Annotated in this window: 16 protein-coding genes; 4 read left to right on the top strand and 12 right to left on the bottom strand. The window is 68.0% G+C overall.

Annotation, left to right across the window (positions count from 1 at the left end):
- Positions 1 to 5 precede the first annotated feature (5 nt).
- Positions 6 to 1,142 (bottom strand): tRNA guanosine(34) transglycosylase Tgt, encoded by a 1,137-nt coding sequence (gene tgt, locus ABIE45_RS11570; RefSeq protein WP_192706843.1) that lies wholly within the window; start codon positions 1,140 to 1,142, stop codon positions 6 to 8.
- Positions 1,139 to 2,203: a tRNA preQ1(34) S-adenosylmethionine ribosyltransferase-isomerase QueA gene (gene queA, locus ABIE45_RS11575; protein ID WP_192706844.1), complete on the bottom strand. Its 1,065-nt coding sequence runs from the start codon at positions 2,201 to 2,203 to the stop codon at positions 1,139 to 1,141. Before queA ends, tgt begins: the two co-directional genes overlap by 4 nt.
- Before the next feature lie 98 nt (positions 2,204 to 2,301).
- Here queA and ABIE45_RS11580 point away from each other — a divergent pair, with 98 nt between their 5' ends.
- From ABIE45_RS11580 to ABIE45_RS11595, 4 genes are all read left to right on the top strand, one after another.
- Positions 2,302 to 2,550, top strand: a complete 249-nt coding sequence (locus ABIE45_RS11580; protein WP_192706845.1) for a hypothetical protein — start codon at positions 2,302 to 2,304, stop codon at positions 2,548 to 2,550.
- 4 nt (positions 2,551 to 2,554) lie between these two features.
- Positions 2,555 to 2,776 (top strand): hypothetical protein, encoded by a 222-nt coding sequence (locus ABIE45_RS11585; protein ID WP_192706846.1) that lies wholly within the window; start codon positions 2,555 to 2,557, stop codon positions 2,774 to 2,776.
- 97 nt (positions 2,777 to 2,873) lie between these two features.
- The gene (locus ABIE45_RS11590) at positions 2,874 to 3,761 is read left to right on the top strand and encodes a cation diffusion facilitator family transporter (RefSeq protein WP_192706847.1); all 888 of its coding nucleotides are present in this window, start codon (positions 2,874 to 2,876) and stop codon (positions 3,759 to 3,761) included.
- A gap of 319 nt (positions 3,762 to 4,080) precedes the next feature.
- On the top strand, positions 4,081 to 5,499 hold the full coding sequence (locus ABIE45_RS11595; RefSeq protein WP_192706848.1) for a TadE/TadG family type IV pilus assembly protein: 1,419 nt from the start codon (positions 4,081 to 4,083) through the stop codon (positions 5,497 to 5,499).
- A gap of 75 nt (positions 5,500 to 5,574) precedes the next feature.
- Here the strand turns inward: ABIE45_RS11595 and ABIE45_RS11600 are convergent, their stop codons facing one another.
- The 10 genes from ABIE45_RS11600 to coxB all read right to left on the bottom strand — a co-directional run bounded on the left by ABIE45_RS11600 (position 5,575) and on the right by coxB (position 14,965).
- Positions 5,575 to 6,828, bottom strand: a complete 1,254-nt coding sequence (locus tag ABIE45_RS11600) for an SfnB family sulfur acquisition oxidoreductase (protein ID WP_192706849.1) — start codon at positions 6,826 to 6,828, stop codon at positions 5,575 to 5,577.
- A 39-nt stretch (positions 6,829 to 6,867) separates the two neighbouring features.
- Entirely contained in the window at positions 6,868 to 7,983 is a 1,116-nt protein-coding gene (gene sfnG, locus ABIE45_RS11605) for a dimethylsulfone monooxygenase SfnG (RefSeq protein ID WP_192706850.1), read from the bottom strand.
- A 213-nt stretch (positions 7,984 to 8,196) separates the two neighbouring features.
- Positions 8,197 to 8,955 carry an SURF1 family protein gene (locus tag ABIE45_RS11610; protein ID WP_192706851.1) on the bottom strand — a complete coding sequence of 253 codons (759 nt, stop codon included), beginning with the start codon at positions 8,953 to 8,955 and terminating at the stop codon, positions 8,197 to 8,199.
- Positions 8,952 to 9,326 (bottom strand): DUF983 domain-containing protein, encoded by a 375-nt coding sequence (locus ABIE45_RS11615; protein ID WP_192706852.1) that lies wholly within the window; start codon positions 9,324 to 9,326, stop codon positions 8,952 to 8,954. Before ABIE45_RS11615 ends, ABIE45_RS11610 begins: the two co-directional genes overlap by 4 nt.
- A 150-nt stretch (positions 9,327 to 9,476) precedes the next feature.
- On the bottom strand, positions 9,477 to 10,340 hold the full coding sequence (locus ABIE45_RS11620; RefSeq protein WP_192706853.1) for a cytochrome c oxidase subunit 3: 864 nt from the start codon (positions 10,338 to 10,340) through the stop codon (positions 9,477 to 9,479).
- 156 nt (positions 10,341 to 10,496) lie between these two features.
- Positions 10,497 to 11,108 (bottom strand): cytochrome c oxidase assembly protein, encoded by a 612-nt coding sequence (locus ABIE45_RS11625; protein WP_192706854.1) that lies wholly within the window; start codon positions 11,106 to 11,108, stop codon positions 10,497 to 10,499.
- Positions 11,109 to 11,118: 10 nt separating this feature from the next.
- A complete protein-coding gene (locus ABIE45_RS11630) occupies positions 11,119 to 11,283 on the bottom strand; it encodes a hypothetical protein (protein WP_192706855.1) in 165 nt (54 codons plus the stop codon).
- Between the two features lie 5 nt (positions 11,284 to 11,288).
- Entirely contained in the window at positions 11,289 to 12,239 is a 951-nt protein-coding gene (locus tag ABIE45_RS11635) for a heme o synthase (RefSeq protein ID WP_192706856.1), read from the bottom strand.
- Between the two features lie 202 nt (positions 12,240 to 12,441).
- Complete coding sequence (gene ctaD / locus ABIE45_RS11640) at positions 12,442 to 14,070, bottom strand: cytochrome c oxidase subunit I (RefSeq protein WP_192706857.1); 1,629 nt, start codon at positions 14,068 to 14,070, stop codon at positions 12,442 to 12,444.
- A 55-nt stretch (positions 14,071 to 14,125) separates the two neighbouring features.
- Entirely contained in the window at positions 14,126 to 14,965 is an 840-nt protein-coding gene (gene coxB / locus ABIE45_RS11645) for a cytochrome c oxidase subunit II (protein ID WP_192706858.1), read from the bottom strand.
- Positions 14,966 to 15,190 lie beyond the last annotated feature (225 nt).

Below are 15,190 nucleotides of genomic sequence, written 5' to 3' on the forward strand. Positions count from 1 at the left end.
GGCGCTCAGGCGGCGGCGCGCTCGGCCCGTGCCCAGCCCTCGCGTGTGGCGGCGCAGTAATCCGTGTACCGGCCCTCGCGGATCGCCGCCCGGGCGCCTTTCATCAGGTCCTGGTAATAGGCGAGGTTGTTCCAGGTCAGCAGCATCATGCCCAGGATCTCGTTCGACCGGACGAGGTGATGCAGGTAGGCCCGGGAATAGTCCCGCGCCGCCGGACAGGTCGAGGCTTCGTCGAGCGGCGTCGTGTCCTCGGCGTGGCGGGCGTTGCGCAGGTTGACCCGGCCGTGGCGGGTATAGGCGAGGCCGTGACGGCCGGCGCGGGTCGGCATCACGCAGTCGAACATGTCGATGCCGCGGGCGACCGCGCCCAGGATGTCGTCCGGCGTGCCGACGCCCATCAGGTAGCGGGGCTTGGCCTGTGGCAGGTGCGGCTCCACGGTCTCGATCATGGCGAACATCACTTCCTGCGGCTCGCCAACCGCGAGGCCGCCGACCGCGTAGCCCTTCAGGTCGAGGTCGGTCAGGGCGCGGGCGCTCTCGACCCGGAGCGCCGGCACGTCGCCGCCCTGAACGATTCCGAACATCGCCCGGCCCGGCTGCTCGCCGAAGGCGACGCGGCAGCGCTCGGCCCAGCGCAGCGACAGGTGCATGGCCTTCTCGATCGCCGTGTGATCCGCCGGCAGGCGGACGCACTCGTCGAGCTGCATCTGGATGTCGGAGCCCAGCAGACCCTGGATCTCGATGGAGCGTTCCGGGCTCATGTGATGGGCGGTGCCGTCGATATGCGAGCGGAAGGTGACGCCCTGCTCGTCGATCTTCCGCAGCGCCGACAGCGACATGACCTGGAAGCCGCCGGAATCGGTCAGGATCGGCCGGTCCCAGTTCATGAACCGGTGCAGGCCTCCGAGCCGCGCCATGCGTTCGGGCCCCGGGCGGAGCATCAGGTGATAGGTGTTGCCGAGCACGACGTCGGCGCCGAGCTCGTGGACCTGCCCGGGATACATCGCCTTCACGGTCGCGGCCGTGCCGACCGGCATGAAGGCCGGCGTGCGGATGGTGCCGCGCGGCGTCGCGATCTCGCCGGTGCGGGCCGTGCCATCCTGCGCCCGCAGGGTGAAGCCGAAGGGAACGGGATCGGTCATGGGGTATCCGCGCCGGGGCCCGGGAAGAGCAGGCTGGCGTCGCCATAGGAGTAGAACCGGTAGCCGGCCCGGATCGCGTGCGCGTAGGCGGCGCGCATCGTATCCAGCCCCGAAAAGGCCGAGACCAGCATGAACAGGGTCGAGCGCGGCAGGTGGAAGTTCGTCACCAGGGCATCGATCGCGCGGAAGCGGTAGCCCGGGGTGATGAAGATGTCGGTGGGACCGGAGAACGGCGCGAGCGTGCCGTCCGGCCGGGCGGCGCTTTCCAGCAGGCGCAGTGCCGTCGTGCCGACCGCGACGATCCGGCCGCCGTCGGCCCGGGTGGCGTTGAGCGCCTCGGCCGTGGCCGCGTCGAGCAGGCCGATTTCGGCGTGCATCCGGTGCCCGTCGGTATCCTCGGCCTTGACCGGCAGGAAGGTGCCGGCGCCGACATGCAGGGTGACGTGGTGGCGCCGCAGGCCGGCAGCGTCGAGATCCGCCAGGAGCGCCTCCGAGAAATGGAGGCCGGCGGTCGGCGCGGCCACCGCTCCAGGATTGCGGGCGTAAACCGTCTGATAGTCGGTGGCGTCGCGCGCGTCGGTGGCGCGCTTGCCGGCGATGTAGGGCGGGAGCGGCAGGGCTCCCGCGACCGCGATGGCGGCGTCGAGGTCCGGGCCGGCCCGATCGAAGGCGAGCACGACCTCGCCGGCCTCGCCCTTCTCAAGCACCGTGGCCGTCAGGTCGCCGAAGCGCAGCGTGTCGCCGGGGCTCAGCCGCTTGGCCGGACGCGCGAAGGCGCGCCAGCGGTCGGGCGCCTCACGCAGGTGCAGCAGCACCTCGGTCCGCTGACCGGGCGCGCCGGGGCGGGTGCGCACGCCGTTGAGCCGGGCGGGGATCACCCGCGTGTCGTTGAAGACCAGGGCATCGCCGGGCCGCAGGGCGCCGGGCAGGTCGCGCACGAACCGGTCAGCCGGCGCCTCGCCCGGACGCACGATCAGCATCCGCCCGGCATCCCGCGGCTCGGCCGGGCGCAGGGCGATGCTGGTCTCCGGCAGGTCGAAATCGAACAGGTCCACGCGCATCGCCGGCTGCCTGCACCGAACGGCACCCGGTTTCAACCGCGGAACCGGTCCCACGCCCGTCCGTTTCACGCGTCACCGAAACGCGAGACGCTCCCCCCATGCCCTGGTTCGCCGTGCGCCCCCGTGACGAAGCCGATCCTCGATGGCCTCTGCCCGGGACGGCGGAGATCGTCCTCAAGGCCGAGAATCCGGACGAGGCCCGGGACAAGTTCACGACGGCCTATCCCAGCCAGCCCTTCGGAAGCCCGGCGTCGCCGATGCCCGATGCCGGGGCCGGGAGCTTCCGCAACGATCCGGACGCGCTGCTCGTGTCGGAGACGGGCGAGCCGCCCGCCGAGCGGGGCTAAGGCCATGACGATGGCGGAACGGCCGCGCAGGGTCACCCTGGACGGGCAGCTTCTTGGTTACTGGGAGCGCGAGGCCGCGCGGCTGGACGGTCTGGCCGGGAGCGCGCGCTTTGCGTGGCAGCGCCGTCGCTACCTGCGAAAGGCCGAGGCCGCGCGCGCCAAGGCGCAGGTCAGTCGCGCGCGCGAGGCCGCTCGCGATCCCGCGTTGCGCGACCCAAAGGCTTAGCCGAGGCTAATTTCTATTCGGCAGCGTCGAACCTTTGCCGTGGCCTTGGCCGCCGCTGTTCCCGTATGGGCCCGTCGACACCTGCTCGGCAGATCCCATGGACCGCACCCAGAAAGCCGCCCTGCTCAGTGCCGGTATCGGCGTCGCCGTCACGGCCCTGAAGTTCTACGCCGCGTGGCTCACCGGCAGCCTCGCGCTGTACTCGGACGCGCTGGAGAGCATCATCAACGTGGTTGCGGCGGTCGGCGCCTTCGTGGCCCTGCGGGTCGCCGCGCGTCCGGCCGACGAGGATCACCCCTACGGCCATCACAAGGCCGAGTTCTTCTCCGCGGTGATCGAGGGTGCGCTGATCGTCGTGGCGGCGCTCATGATCCTGCGCGAGGCGTATTTCGGTCTGCTCGCCCCCAAGCCCCTCGATGCGCCGGCCGTGGGTCTGGCGATCAATGTCGGCGCGAGTATCGTCAACGCCGCCTGGGCTGTCGCCCTGATGCGCTGGGGGCGCCGGTGGCGTTCCCCGGCCCTCATCGCGGATGCGCGCCATGTCTTCGCCGATGTGGTCACGTCCGCCGGGGTTCTCGTCGGCGTCGGTGCCGTCGTGGTTACCGGCTACCCGATCCTCGACCCGGTCGTGGCAGGCCTGGTCGCGCTCAATATCCTGTGGTCGGGCTTCCGTATGGTGCGCGAATCGGTCGACGGTCTGATGGACCGGGCGGCTCCCGCCGAGATGGTGTCGGAGATCCGCGCGCTCATCTCGCGGCACGGGGAGGGGGCGCTGGAAGCCCACGACGTCCGGACCCGCTCAGCCGGGCAGGCGACCTTCATCGATTTCCATCTCGTGGTGCCGGGCGCGATGACGGTCGAGGATTCACACGCCATCTGCGACCGATTGGAATCGGCGCTCGAGACCACGATCCCAGGGGCGGTCGTCACGATCCACGTCGAGCCCGGCGAAGAAGCGAAGGCGCGGGGCCTGCCGGTGCTCTAGCTGTTCCGGACGGCACGAGAGCCTTGGCCTCTTTTCCGGGCCAGGCCGTCCGGCCGGCGCGCTCGGCGCCAATGGCGCAGGGCCGCTGGTCGGTCGCCAGAATGGGCGGTCTACGAGTCAGCGGGACTTCTATCTGGCTGGCAAACAGAGCGGCGTTCCGAGCCTGTGTTGCCACAGCTGGTCACTCAGAAACAAAATCTCCCCCCAATTCGACAAATCAGCTTGAGACCCGGCTTTTACAATCTGAACGAAGATAATCTTTACGTATTTGTGTTGTCGTTACGGTGTTCGGGGGAACACAATCGCACATGAGGCCGGTATGGCCAGGCCGCGCTGGATTCCGGAGCGCTCCGAAACCCACAAAAACCGAACGCGCCGCGCTTGGTCACGACTTGCCGCCGATCGCAGCGGCGCCGTCGCCCTCATCTTCGGACTGGCCGGCACCGTCCTTCTCGGCCTCGTCGGGGGCGGCATCGACTACAGCCGCATGGTCTACCGCCGCAGCCAGATGCAGAATGCCGTCGATGCAGCGGTGCTCGGCGGAGGCAATACGCTGAAGCTTTCCCCCTCGAACGCCACGGCTGTGGCCAGCATTGTCCAGCGTCTCGTCGCGGAAAACGCGCCGTCGCCGCCGGATCGACCGCTCTCCGTGGTGGTCAGCGTCAGCAGCGACAAGACCAGCGTCTCGGCGACCGCAACCGATCAATTCAAATTGGCCTTCGGCGCCTTCGTCGGGCTCAAGGTTGTGCCGATCACCGTGCGCTCGACCGCGACGATCATGGGGAAAATGCGCCTGTGCCTGCTCACGCTGGACCCGGCCGCGGTCGGCAGCCTTCATCTTGAGAAGAACGCCAACCTGTCGGCGACGTCCTGCTCGCTCTACGCGGATTCGAATAGTCCGAAGGCCATCCAGGGCGACGACAACGCCATTGCCAAAGCCGACACGATCTGCAGCGTCGGTGGCTCGAACACGAGCCGCGCCAACTTTGCGCCGCCCGTCACGTCGGGATGCCCGGCCATCGCCGACCCGTTGGCCGTGACCGTCAAGGCGCCGGTGCCCGGAAGCTGCGTCACGGTGAGCGCGTCGGCCGGGCCCGGCCCCGGGAAGGGCCCTGGGGGCCCGGCCGCCGGAAACGTCGCCATCACCGCCAGCACGACGCTCGATCCCGGCACCTATTGCGGCGGGCTGCACATCTCCGGATCGGCGAACGTCACGCTGAACCCAGGCGTCTACATCATCAAGGATGGCCCGCTGATCGTGGACGGCCAAGCGAGTATGACCGGTCAGGATGTCGGCTTCTACTTCATGGGCGACGCCGCCGGCTTGCGCTTCGATGCCAACACGACGATCAGCCTCGCGGCGCCGGTCAGCGGACCACTCGCGGGCTTCCTGATGACGGAGCAGCCCGGCGTATCCGCGCCGGTGCCACCGCCGCCGGGTCCGGCCGGCTCGCCGCCGTCACCGCCCGGACCGCCCTCCAAACCGCTGCGCGAGTACCGGATCATCAGCAACAATGCCCGCACCATGCTGGGCACGATCTACCTGCCGTCCGGCCGGCTGATCATCGACGGCAGCGCGGCCGTCAGCGACCAGTCCGCCTACACCGTCATCGTGGTGCAGCTGCTGGACCTCTACGACGGGCCGACCCTGTATCTGAATGCCAATTACGACGCGACCAGCGTTCCGGTGCCGAAGGGTGTCGGGCCGGTCAACGGGAAGATCCTGCTGACGCAGTGACGAAACGCGGCGCCCTTCGCGCCGCGTCGCCATCCCAGTCTCTGGCAAGCTGCGTGGCCGTGTGAAGGGCCTCCCTCAGCTCCAGGCGTGGAGCGGCGGGTTCACGCCGTTCAGGGCGTGGTTGCCGATGATCGCGTATTTCCAGCGCACCGGATCGTGCAGCGTGTGCGTGCGGGCGTTCCGCCAGTGCCGATCGAGATTCTCGGCCGCCAGTGTCGAGCGGGTGCCGGACAGCTCGAACAGCTTGTTGGCGGCCGCCAGCGCGACCTCGGTGGTCAGCACCTTCGCCTCGGCCACGGCGAGCTGCGCCGCCGCGACACTCTCCGCGCTCGGCTGGGCCACTGCCGCATCCAGGGCGAGACCGGCTCGGTCGAGGAGCGCCTCCGCGGCGTGCTGACGGATGGTCAGGTCGCCGATCGCCTGAATCGTGTAGGGATCGTCGGAGGCGCGCTCCAGCCCGCTGTCGATCCAGGGCCGCGCCTTCTCGCGGACGAACCGGACGGTGTCGTCCAGGGCCTCGCGGCCGATCCCGGCATCGACCGCCGCCTGGATGATCTGGAACACGGCACCATCGGCAGTGGGCACTTCGTACCCCTTCCAGGCCGGGACCAGATGGGTCTTGGGCACACGCACATCCTCGATCAGCACCGTGCCGCTCGCCGTGCCGCGCTGGCCGAAGCTCGACCAGTCGTCGATGACGGTGAGCCCCGGCGCGTCCCGCTCGGCGATGGCGTACCAGGCACGGCCCTGGTCATCGAGGGCGACGATCGGCACGAGATGCGCGAGGAGCGCGCCTGTGGCGTAAAATTTTTGGCCGCGCACCACGACATGGTCGCCGTGGTCGGTGAAGCGGGTGTCGAAATCGGCCGCCCGCTTGGTGCCCCGCTCCGAGAAGGCGTTTCCGAAGCGGGTGCCGCGCAGCACCTCCCCGAACAGGAGCCGCTTCTGCGCCTCGTCGGAGGCGGTCCGGATCGCCGCCACGATGCCCAGATGGTTCTGGGCGATCTGCGCGATCGCCGGATCGGCCGCCGCGATGATGGCGATCACAGCTGCGAGCGTCCGGTAGGAGACTTCCGGACCGCCATAGGCGCGCGGCACGTTGATCGACCACAGGCCGCTCTGGGAGAACGCATCGAGTTCGGCGAGCGGCCGGACCGCATCCCGGTCGCGCTCCGAGGCGCCGGCTCGAAACGCGCCGGCGAGGCGTCGGGCGATGGCCAGCGCCTCGGAATCGACGCGGATCACGTGGGCGGGGGAGGGCGGACGCGCGGGGCCGGGGGCACCCGGGCGCTGCGGTTCGAGCGTGCGCGCATCGACAGCAATGTTCATGGCTCACTCCGACAGACAGGTGGCTTCGATCCGAACCGGTCAGGCCGCCTCCGCGCGCTTCTCGCGCGCGGCTTCGAGGGCGCGGACCCGCGGAATGACGTGCTCGCCGAAATACGCCACGTCCTCCTGGAAGTGCAGGAAGGCGAGCAGCGCGAGGTCTGCCCCGGCATCCTTGAGGGCCAGGATCCGCTCGGCGATCTGGTCGGGCGTGCCGATCAGGTTGGTCTTGAAGCCGTCGTTGTACTGGACGAGATCCTCGAAGCTGGATTTCGCCCAGTTGCCCTCGCCCTCCGGCGAGGCCTTGCCGGCATTCTTCACTTCGTGGCCGAAGGCCTTCACGGCATCCGGATCGGCGTGATCGATGATCTCTTGCAGAACCGCCCGGGCCTCTTCCTCGGTATCGCGCGCGATCACGAAGGCGTTCACGCCGATCCGCGGATGGTTGCCGGTCTCAGCGGCCTTGGCGCGGATGTCGTCCACCTGGGCGCGGATGTTCTCCGGCGTGTTGCCGTTGGTGAAATACCAATCGGATACTCGGGCCGCCATGTCGCGCGCCGCCCGCGACGAGCCGCCCTGGAAGATCTCGGGCAGCGGCTCCACGGGCTTCGGCTTCAGCGTGTAGTCGCTGTATCGGTAGAAATCGCCGCGGAAGGTGAAGCTGTCCTGGGTCCAGATCCCGCGCAGGCTGCGGATGAACTCCTCGGAGCGGCGATAGCGCTCGTCATGGTCGAGCCAGGGCTCGCCGATCGCCCGGAACTCGCCCGAGAACCAGCCCGAGACGATATTGACCGCAATTCGGCCCCCGCTGAGCTGCGAGATCGTGGCGATCTGCTTGGCGGCGAGCGTCGGGTTCCAGGGTCCCGGCAGGATCGCGGCGATCACCTTCAGCTTCGACGTGGCGGCCAGCAAAGCATGACTGAAGGCCACCGACTCGTGCTGGTACTCCGCGCCGTAGCCGGCCGTGAACCGGATCTGGGTCAGGCCGTAATCGAACCCGGCCTCCTCGGCGATCTGCGCGAGGCGGCGGTTGTACTCGCCGTCCCAGCTGGTCCGCTGCGGGATCTTGCTGATCACGAGGCCGCCCGACACGTTGGGCACCCAGTAGGCGAAGCGGATCGGCTCCCGCGGCGCTTGGTCGACGAAATGGCTGGTCATCCGGCGTAACCTCTGATTGCACGACGTCGGCGCGTCGTGTTCTCTTCGGATGATCGCCGCAAACTGAATACACTATGCAGAAGGCGGTCGATCGCTCAAGAACACGGAAAGTATTCCGTCGCGATCGTCTCAGGTCAAAGGAATGCGCTGCTTTTTTGGCGCGCCAATTGACGACAGTTTTCTTTCGGGAGCGGTGCCAGACGCGGGTTTGTTCTATGCGGTCCGCGCCCCGTCGGCTTCGTGCAGGCGCCGCCACGCGAAGACCGAAAAGACCGCCACCAGGCAAACCGCCAAGCCGAACCACGTGAACGCGTATTGCAAGTGGTTGTTGGGCAGATCGACCCGAAGCTGGCCGCCGCGCGGCCACGTGGTCTGACCAGGGATCGCATCGGCCTCGATCAGGTAGGGCGCGACGTCGGTCAGGCCCCGGGCGGCCGCGATGCCGGGAACGTCGCGGTTGAACCACTCGCCGCGCGCCGGGTCCGGCTCCGGTACGAACATCCCGCGCGCCTCGCTGGCGCGGAGGATCCCGGTGACGACCGTCGGCCCCTCCACCAGCCCGTCGCGCCGGTCGGCCTGCGCCTTCAGCTCCGTCGGCACGAAGCCGCGGTTCACCAGAACGGTGCCGCCCTCGACGCGCGCGAACGGCGTGAGCACGTAATAGCCCTGCAAGGCCCGGCCCGGGGTCTCTCCCGCGGCGAGGCCGTGGACCAGCGTCTCGCGATCGTTGAGGAAGTGGCCCGAGACGCGGACGTGACGGAATTCGTCACGAACCTCGTTCCACGCATCCGGTGCCGGCGGCGCGACGGGCTCGGCCCGGCTCTGCTGCAGGATCCGGGCGATCAGATCCTCCTTCCAGGCCTTGCGCTCGAGCTGCCAGGTTCCGAGGCCCAGTAGGATCGCCAGGGCGATCAGGGAGGCCAGCCCCGGCGCGACGAGGTCCCGCCAAGCAGCGCGACGCGATCCGGTCACCGCTCGAAGCGTCCCTCTTCGGCCTTGTTGCTGTACTGGAGCGCGATCAGCATGCCCTTGAGCGGCCGGACCAGGATCAGGCTGAGCCCGATCGAGAGCGTGCCAGCCACGAGCGCGTGGACCCAGATCGGCGGCTCGTAGGTGATCTCCATCCAGAGGGCGAGACCGACCACGATCAGGCCGACGATCGACATGACGAAGAAGGCCGGACCGTCTGCCGAATCGAAACTCGCATAATCGAGCCCGCACGCCTCGCAGGACGGGCGCAGGGTGAGGTAGCCCTTGAACAGGTGGCCCTCGCCGCAGCGTGGGCAGCGACCCCGCAAGCCCGTCGGGATCGGCGGCGGCGGCGCATAATGTCGTTGATCCACGTGCACACTCCAGACCGGGCCGGGGACAGCGCGATCACGCGGTGTCCAAGCCCTCCACCGCGATATGGGGATTCACGGCGGCCGGATACGAAAAAGGGCGGCCGGAGCCGCCCTTCGCAAACCCGCCATGCAGCGGCGGGATGGATCGCCTCAGTGGGCGCCGCCGCCGTGGAAGACGCCCGAGCCCCACACGTAGATGGCGGCGAACAGGAACAGCCACACGACATCGACGAAGTGCCAGTACCAAGCGGCGAACTCGAAGCCGAGGTGCTGGCGCGGGGTGAACTGGCCCGCATAGGCGCGGAACAGGCAGACGGCCAGGAAGATGGTGCCGATGATGACGTGGGCGCCGTGGAAGCCCGTCGCCATGAAGAAGGTCGACGAGTAGATGCTGCCCGAGAAGCCGAACTCGGCGTGGCTGTACTCGTAGGCCTGGCAGGCGGTGAACAGCACGCCGAGGATGATCGTCAGCCACAGGCCGTACTTCAGCCCCTTCCGGTCGCCGTGGAGCAGGGCGTGGTGCGCCCAGGTGACGGTGGTGCCGGACGTGAGCAGGATCAGCGTGTTGAGAAGCGGCAGATGCCAGGGATCGAACGCCTCGATGCCCTTCGGCGGCCAGACGCCGCCGGTGAACTCCACGCGGGAGACCTGGATCGGGTCGGCGGTGTAGAGTGCGGCCTCGAAATAGGCCCAGAACCACGCGACGAAGAACATCACCTCGGAGGCGATGAACATCATCATGCCGTAGCGGTGATGCAGCTGGACGACGCGGGTGTGATCGCCGGAATTGGCCTCGTGCGCCACGTCCTTCCACCACGAGAACATGGTGTAGAGGACGCCGATCGTCCCGGCGCCGAAAATGTACGGGCCCGGGGTCAGGGTGCCGATCTGCAGGCTCTTCATCCAGAAGACGGCGCCGAACGCCATCAGGAAGCCCGAGAAGGCGCCGATCAGCGGCCACGGACTCGGATTCAGGATGTGAAAGTCATGATTCTTGGCGTGCGCCTCGGCCATCGTCCCGTCGCTCCTCACCCTCGCGCCCTGCGCCGTTCCCGGCTTCCGGCCTGTCGCTTGCTCTTGGCAGACTTGTTGGCCGGGCGCGGCACCGACCACACCCAAGCTTGTCCGCACGTGTAGTCGGTGCGGGCCCGTCTTGTCACGGGTCCGCGATCAGAAATCCCGCTTCGTGCCCGAAGAACCGGAATTCGCCACGGCGGCCGTCATCGGCTGACCGTTCTTCGAGGCGAAGTAGGTGTAGGACAGCGTCATCTCCGAGAGATGCGCGGTGTTGGAATCGTCGCGGACCGCCGGATCGACATAGAAGACCACGGGCACGTCCAGCGTCTCGCCCGGCTGCAGCGTCTGCTCGTTGAAGCAGAAGCAGGCGATCTTGACGAAGTAGCCACCCATCAGGCCGGGCTGGACGTTGAACGTGGCCACGCCGGTGGACGGCTTGCTGCCGGTGTTCTGCACCCGGAAGAAGACGGTCTTGGTCTCGCCGAGCTTCGCGTCGATGCTGTTCGCCTCGGGCGCGAACTTCCAGGGCAGCCCCGGCGCGACGTTCGTGTCGAAATGCACGACCATGCTGTCGTCGGTGCGCGCTGCCGAGGCCGCGAGCGCCGGCCCCTGGCGCGGCGTGCCGTCATACCCGGTGGCCTTGCAGAAGGCGTCGTAGAGCGGCACCGACGCGAAGGCGAGGCCGATCATGCCGACCGCGAGCCCGGCGCAAGCGAGCGCGGTCCGTGTTGCGCCGCGGGCGGGATCGGGACGGTTTGCGGTCATCGCGACCTCTTCAGAGCGGCCGGCTGAGAATCTGCGGCCCGAGCTTGACGATCGTCAGCACGAAGAACAGCAGAACCCAGGCGCCGAGCGCCAGGGCGATCGCCACCGAGCGCTTCCGGCGGCGTGCCTCTTCGGCGGGAGTCAGCGGGCGGTACTGGACGTCGGGCTCGGGCATGGCGATCAGCCCAGGACCGGACGGAACAGGCCGAAGCTCTGCTCGGCCAGCAGCGCCGAGAACAGCGCGAACAGGTAGAGGATCGAGAAGCCGAACATGCCCATGGCGGCGCGCTTCTCTGCTTCGCCCTCGCGATTCCGGAGCACGCGGATGCTGAAGGCGACCATGCCGAGGCCGCCGACGAGGCCGATCACCGCGTAGAGCAGGCCGCCAAAGCCGAGCGCGACCGGCGCGAGGCCGAGCGGCGCCAGGAACAGCGAGTACCACACGATCTGCCGGCGCGTGGAGGCCGGGCCGGCGACGTTCGGCATCATTGGGATGCCGGCGCGGGCGTACTCGTCGGCCTTGATCAGCGCCAGCGCCCAGAAGTGCGGCGGCGTCCAGATGAAGATAATCGCGAAGAGGATCAGCGACTCGATGCCGACCGAGCCGGTCACGACCGCCTGGCCGATCACGGGCGGCAGGGCGCCGGCAGCGCCGCCGATGACGATGTTCTGCGCCGTCGCCCGCTTCAGCCACATCGAGTACACCACCGCGTAGAACACGATGGTGAAGGCCAGCAGCCCTGCGGCCAGCCAGTTCGCCGTGAGGCCGAGCACCAGCACGGAGGCCACCGAGAGGAACAGCCCGAAGCCTAGAGCCTCCTCCGGCGTGATCCGGCCCGATGGGATCGGACGGGTCGCGGTGCGGGTCATGACGGCGTCGATGTCGGCGTCCCACCACATGTTGAGGCAGCCCGACGCACCGGCACCGATCGCGATGGCGAGCAGCGAGATCGCGCCGATCGCCGGCTGCACGTGACCCTGCGAGACGACCATGCCCACGAGCGCGGTGAAGATCACCAGCACCATCACCCGCGGCTTCAGCAGGGCGAAATAGTCCGGAACGTCGCCGCCGGCGGCCGAGAGGGCCGGGGCCGGCACGTCCGGTCCGATGCTGTTCGTGAGGCTTGTCATCGCGTCTGCCGCTGCTGTGCCGGCGCCCGGCCGCGCGCGTCACGGCCGAGTCGTCTCTCGAAATCGACTTGTTCCAAGGGTGGTCGCGCGCGTTGAGCGCGGCCCGGGCGTATCGCCCTTATCAGTCGCCCTTGCCGGGAGGTCGGGATCCGGCCTCCGGGGAAGGGCGAGGGCCGCCGATGCGGCCCTCGCGGAGGGTGTATCAGTGCACGCCCGGCTCGTCGACGATGCGGGGCAGCGTCTCGAACTGGTGGAACGGGGGCGGCGAGGGGAGCGTCCACTCCAGGGTCGTCGCACCTTCGCCCCACGGGTTGTCCGCAGCCCGCTCCTTGGAGCGGAAGGCGAGGACGACGCCGATCACGAAGACGAACATGCTGAGGCCGAAGATGTGGCCGCCGTAGGTCGAAACCTTGTGCCACTGGGCGAAGGCGTCCGGATAGTCGGCGTAACGACGCGGCATGCCGGCGAGCCCGAGGAAGTGCATCGGGAAGAACAGGACGTTCGCGCCGATGAAGGCCAGCCAGAAGTGCAGCTTGCCGGCCCATTCCGGGATGATGTGACCGGTCATCTTCGGGAACCAGTAGTAGACACCGGCGAAGATGATGAACACAGCGCCCAGCGACAGGACGTAGTGGAAGTGGGCGACCACGTAGTAGGTGTCGTGCAGGTACTTATCGACGGCCGAGTTGGCGAGCACGACGCCGGTCACGCCGCCGACGGTGAACAGGAAGATGAAGCCGACCGCCCAGTGCATGGCGGCAGTGAAGCGGATGGAGCCGCCCCACATGGTGGCAATCCATGAGAAGATCTTCACGCCGGTCGGCACCGCGATCACCATCGTGGCGAACACGAAGTAGGACTGTGTCTGGAGCGACAGGCCGACCGTGTACATGTGGTGGGCCCACACGACGAAGCCGACGACGCCGATCGCCACCATGGCGTAGGCCATCGCGAGGTAGCCGAACACGGGCTTCCGCGAGAACGTGGCGATGATGTGCGACACGATGCCGAAGGCCGGCAGGATCATGATGTAGACTTCGGGGTGACCGAAGAACCAGAACAGGTGCTGGTACAGGATCGGATCACCGCCGCCGGCCGGATCGAAGAACGTCGTGCCGAAGTTGCGGTCGGTCAGCAGCATCGTGATGGCGCCCGCGAGCACCGGCAGCGACAGCAGCAGCAGGAAGGCGGTGACCAGCTCGGCCCAGGCGAAGAGCGGCATCTTGTGCAGCGTCATGCCCGGGGCGCGCATGTTCAGGATCGTGGTGATGAAGTTGATCGCGCCGAGGATCGAGCCCGCGCCGGAAAGGTGCAGGGCGAAGATCGCGAAGTCGACGGCCGGACCGGGATGGCCGGCGGTCGAGAGCGGCGGGTAGACGGTCCAGCCCGTGCCGGCGCCGGACGCGCCGGGCGCGCCCTCGACGAACAGCGAGCAGAGCAGGGAGCAGAAGCCCGCCACCGTCAGCCAGAACGAGATGTTGTTCATGCGCGGGAACGCCATGTCGGGCGCGCCGATCATGAGGGGCACGAACCAGTTGCCGAACCCGCCGATCAGCGCCGGCATCACCATGAAGAACACCATGATGAGGCCGTGGCCCGTGACGAACACGTTGTAGGTCGCGGGATTCGAGAAGTACTGCAGACCGGGCTGCTCCATCTCCATCCGGATGCCGAAGGAGAGGAACGCGCCGATCATGCCGGCGCAGAAGGCGAAGAGCAGGTAGAGGGTGCCGATGTCCTTGTGGTTCGTCGACAGGAACCAGCGGGCGAAGAACGACGGCTTGTGGTCGTGGACCTCGTGGGCCTCTGCATGGGCTGCGGCTGTAGCCATGGATTCGGGTGCCTTGTGGATCTGATGGGTTCGGTTCGGTCCGGTCAGCCGGGGCTCAGCGCGCCTCGGCGAAGCTCGTGCCGTTGTCGATGCGGGCGTACTTGGTCTTCGCCTCCTTCAGCCAGTCGGCGTAGGCCTGCTCGCTGACCACGCGGACCACGATCGGCATGTAGGCGTGGCGCTGGCCGCACAGCTCGGAGCACTGGCCGTGGAAGGTGCCTTCCTTGTCGGCCTTGAACCACATCTGGTTGAGGCGGCCGGGCACGGCGTCGATCTTGAAGCCGAAGGCCGGCATGGCCCAGGAATGCAGCACGTCGGCGGCGGTGACCTGGATCTTCACGATCTTGCCGACCGGGACCACCATCTCGTTGTCGGTCTGCAGCAGGCGCGGCTGCTTGTCCTCGTCGAGGTTGGCGTCAAAGGTGAAGCCGCCGCCAGCCTCGGTCTGCGGGTACTCGTAGGACCAGTACCACGCGTGGCCGATGACCTTGACGATCATGTCGGCCTTCGGATCCGAGAGCTGCGTGCGCAGCAGGCGGAAGGACGGGATCGCCACCGCGACCAGGATCAGCACCGGAACGATGGTCCAGGCGACCTCGATGGCGGTGTTGTGGGTGGTGCGCGACGGCGTCGGGTTCCGCTTCTCGCCAAAGCGGAAGATGCACCACAGGATCAGGCCCAGCACGAACACCGAGATGCCGAGCGACAGCCAGTGCAGGCCGATCTCGAAGCTGAGGATATCGCGACCGTTCTCGGTCACCTGAACCTGACGGCTCATCTCCCACGGCACGGGCTGACCGAAGCCCGCAGCGTGAGCAAGCGATATCGGGGAGAGCAGGGCGCCGAAGGCGGCGAGGCTCCAGAGTGACCGGTTGATCGTCCGCACCGTCCGCATCTGCCTCTCGTGGCTCCCCTGACAATCTGGCTGACGCCGGACCTTCCCGTCTTGATTGCGTGCGGGATTGTACCGACGTGACGGAGTACCGGTTGTGTCACCCGGCATTATCCGACCGGCGCTTCAGACCACAAGGGCCGACGCGGTGCAACCGCACAAGCGTCGCATCGCGCGCTTTCCAAGCACTTCAAGATCGTGCGTGGCGTGGTCGCACCGGCCATTTGT

It is taken from the genome of Methylobacterium sp. OAE515, from assembly GCF_041806315.1.
GTDB classification, from domain to species: Bacteria; Pseudomonadota; Alphaproteobacteria; order Rhizobiales; family Beijerinckiaceae; genus Methylobacterium; species Methylobacterium tardum.

Bases quoted from the DNA above. Each gene is read 5' to 3' on its own strand.
- ABIE45_RS11620 (WP_192706853.1), bottom strand. From the start codon at position 10,340: ATGGCCGAGGCGCACGCCAAGAATCATGACTTTCACATCCTGAATCCG.
- ABIE45_RS11585 (WP_192706846.1), top strand. From the start codon at position 2,555: ATGACGATGGCGGAACGGCCGCGCAGGGTCACCCTGGACGGGCAGCTT.
- ABIE45_RS11630 (WP_192706855.1), bottom strand. From the start codon at position 11,283: ATGCCCGAGCCCGACGTCCAGTACCGCCCGCTGACTCCCGCCGAAGAG.
- coxB (WP_192706858.1), bottom strand. From the start codon at position 14,965: ATGCGGACGGTGCGGACGATCAACCGGTCACTCTGGAGCCTCGCCGCC.
- ABIE45_RS11625 (WP_192706854.1), bottom strand. From the start codon at position 11,108: ATGACCGCAAACCGTCCCGATCCCGCCCGCGGCGCAACACGGACCGCG.
- tgt (WP_192706843.1), bottom strand. From the start codon at position 1,142: ATGACCGATCCCGTTCCCTTCGGCTTCACCCTGCGGGCGCAGGATGGC.
- ABIE45_RS11580 (WP_192706845.1), top strand. From the start codon at position 2,302: ATGCCCTGGTTCGCCGTGCGCCCCCGTGACGAAGCCGATCCTCGATGG.
- ABIE45_RS11590 (WP_192706847.1), top strand. From the start codon at position 2,874: ATGGACCGCACCCAGAAAGCCGCCCTGCTCAGTGCCGGTATCGGCGTC.
- ctaD (WP_192706857.1), bottom strand. From the start codon at position 14,070: ATGGCTACAGCCGCAGCCCATGCAGAGGCCCACGAGGTCCACGACCAC.
- queA (WP_192706844.1), bottom strand. From the start codon at position 2,203: ATGCGCGTGGACCTGTTCGATTTCGACCTGCCGGAGACCAGCATCGCC.
- ABIE45_RS11635 (WP_192706856.1), bottom strand. From the start codon at position 12,239: ATGACAAGCCTCACGAACAGCATCGGACCGGACGTGCCGGCCCCGGCC.
- ABIE45_RS11600 (WP_192706849.1), bottom strand. From the start codon at position 6,828: ATGAACATTGCTGTCGATGCGCGCACGCTCGAACCGCAGCGCCCGGGT.
- ABIE45_RS11595 (WP_192706848.1), top strand. From the start codon at position 4,081: ATGGCCAGGCCGCGCTGGATTCCGGAGCGCTCCGAAACCCACAAAAAC.
- sfnG (WP_192706850.1), bottom strand. From the start codon at position 7,983: ATGACCAGCCATTTCGTCGACCAAGCGCCGCGGGAGCCGATCCGCTTC.